The sequence below is a fragment of the Methylibium sp. T29 genome (assembly GCF_000576205.1).
Classification (GTDB): domain Bacteria; phylum Pseudomonadota; class Gammaproteobacteria; order Burkholderiales; family Burkholderiaceae_C; genus Methylibium; species Methylibium petroleiphilum.
Genome location: NZ_AZND01000361.1, coordinates 1 through 2,693, shown reverse-complemented (window position 1 = coordinate 2,693; position 2,693 = coordinate 1). Strand labels below are relative to the sequence as shown.

1 protein-coding gene and 1 pseudogene are annotated in these 2,693 nt (G+C 62.6%); one reads left to right on the top strand and one right to left on the bottom strand.

Annotation, left to right across the window (positions count from 1 at the left end; translation table 11 throughout):
• Positions 1-796: pseudogene (locus x551_RS26005) on the top strand (hypothetical protein); the annotation flags it as partial.
• 104 nt (positions 797-900) lie between these two features.
• Here x551_RS26005 and x551_RS20830 read toward each other — a convergent pair.
• Positions 901-2,693, bottom strand: a 1,793-nt coding sequence (locus x551_RS20830; RefSeq protein WP_036250910.1) for a hybrid sensor histidine kinase/response regulator, incomplete at its 5' end; no start/stop codon positions are given.

Below are 2,693 nucleotides of genomic sequence, written 5' to 3'. Positions count from 1 at the left end.
TCCTACGGGCATGTTCCGACTTGGCAGGCTCCTTCTCCTTGCAGGAGCGGGCTCGCAGTCAGAAGGGATCAAGTGGCTAGAGGCGGCGGCAGAGACGGGCAACCCCGAGTGGCAATACCTGTTGGCCGTCCAACTGGAGGGAGAGCCGGAACTACGTGGGGAGTTTGGTGCACGTCACTGGTATGAGAGGGCTGCAGAGCAAGGGCACAGCGCGGCCACTGTCAGGTTGGCCGCGTACGAGGGTCGCGGAGCAGAAGCGTTCTGGCGTCTGGCACTGGAGCCAGCGCCGATCGTCCAAGCGCTTGGAGACGGGGGAATGCACGTCTTGGTCAGCTTGGAAGCAGACTTGCAAGATCGGGTGTTGTCGGCTCGATTCGGTCCACTGGATGGCGAGACCGAAACGTTCGACCTGCCATTCGAAGGTGGTGGATCCTTCACACACTGGATCGAAGAGGGGTTTGCGAAGATTTCCCAATCGCGAGGGCACTCCGACCAACCGCAGTATCAGCAAGGTGACCAAGTGACGCTCGACTACAGTTTGGTGGAGGAGCGTGGACGCTCAGCCATGGCAATTTCGAGGCTAACCTATGAGGTCGGCACTCCGAGCAAGGCGGGCCTGCCATGGGGACTGGCCGGCGACCTCGAGGACTATGTGTACCGGGGCTCGCCCACCTTGGTCGAGGCCTTGCTGGAAGCGAAGATTCGCACAATCAAGCGACTCAATCTTGATGCAGCGGAAGAGTCTGCCTACTGCGAACTGCTCAGCAAGGACGTAAATCAGTCGCTGCGGTTTTGACGCCATCATCGCTCCGAGCGTCAGCCATCGGGCAGTTGACTATGTGTCTGGTACTGGCCGACAGCAGATAGCCGAATTCAAGGAAAGCTGCCGTTGGCCTCACCTCAAACTAACTGCGGCTGGCGACACGCCCCGATGAGCCGGGCCAGGGCCTGACCGTCGATCGGCTTCTGCAGGAAACCATCGAAGGGCCATCCCTGTCCAGTGGCCTGGTTCTCTGCGGCGCTGATGAGGATCAGCATCGCAGAGGTATTCGGCCCGCCGCTTTCACGGATTTCCGTGGCCAGGGCCAGACCGTCCGTTTCCGGCATCTCCAGATCGATCAGCGCCACATCGAAGTGTGTGCTGGCGAGTAGAGGACGTGCCTCAGCCGCAGACCCAACCGCATGGCACGCGTGGCCCAGCCTGCGCGTCACATCGACGAGCGAATCTCGCACATCGGACCGGTCATCCACGACCAACACACTGAGTGCTTCGCTGCCCTCGAAGAGGTCGGCTTCCGGCGAAATGCGCTTCACCTGCATCGCCGGGATACTCACGGTGAACGTGGTGCCCTGCCCCTCTGAGTCCGTGGCATCACGGGTTTGGACTTCAAGGTGACCGCCCAGCTGTTGCAGAACGTCCCGAATCACGAAGAGCCCGATCCCGGTGCCGTCGTCACTCGACGCAAACGGCACAGTTGCACTTCTGAGCCGCTCCAGCGCAGCCGGAGGCAGGCTTGGCCCTGTGTCATGAACGACAAAGCGAACCGCACCGTCCGATGACGAAGGATCAGTTGCGCCCGCGCGAGAAGTCGCTGGCGCCGATGTTGCCTCGCCGGCACCACTTGCCTGACTCACGAAGGGTTCAACGCGAACTCGAACACGGCCTTCGCTTGTGTAGCGCACGGAGTTCTCAACGAGGTTTCGCAACACCTGCGCAATGCGAATCGGATCGGCGCTGACCGTCACCGGCCACGGCGGGAACTCGACCTGAAACGCGAGTCCCTTGGCAATGGCTGCTTCTTCCAGGCCGGCGCAGACATCTTGAACCAGCTCGCCGAGGTCGAAAGTCTCGACCTGTGTGGGCAACTGCGCTGCGTCACCGCGCGCGATAGTGAGCAGGTCGCGCAGCTGTCCCTGCAGCACGGTCACGGCATGTCTGATGCGGCGGATCGCGCCGGCGCTGTCTGGCCGGCTGTCCTTCATGGCGAGAAACTCCGCCGAGGCAACGATGCTCTGCAGCGGCGAGCGAACTTCGTGGTTCACCATGCTCAGGAACTTGCGCTTGGAGGCATTGGCTTGCTCCATCGCCTCGACTGCCCGCTTCCGATCATGTGCCGCTGCCCTGTAGCGGCGCCGGGACCGGATCGCGTAGAACAGCCAGAGCGCCAACGCAAACCAGCAGAACGCAAAGCCACCCCATGCCCACCAGATGCGCCTGGTCAGCGTCTGGGTCATGTCGTCCTTGGCAGTTATCTCGGCCAGGCGCACGTCGCTGGCGAGCTGGCTCAGAAGCTCTTCGTCGCCAGCGGCCTGGAACAAGCCAAGCACCGCGATCGCGTCCGCCTGGCCAAACGGGCTCTTCTCAAGAATCGGCCCGACACGGCTCTGAAGCTCGGCGACGCGGTGCGTCGCTTCGGCATAGCCAGGCACACCATTGAGGAGGCTCTTGATCTCGGAGGGCTCGCTGAGGATGCTGACCCTTGAGGCAACCACCGCTGCGCGCCGGCTCAGTTCCTGGGCGTTCACCGCCTCGCCGGCAGCGACCGCACGTAGTTCCTGCTTCAGCCTGTGGTGCGCGATCTGGTACTGGGCAACAGACCAGTAGAAGCCTTCGTTCGGCACGGCATTGGCCGCGCGAGAGAGGGTCAGTTGCTGGCTCAAAAGCGCCGTGGTCGCCGCGACTGCGGACAGCA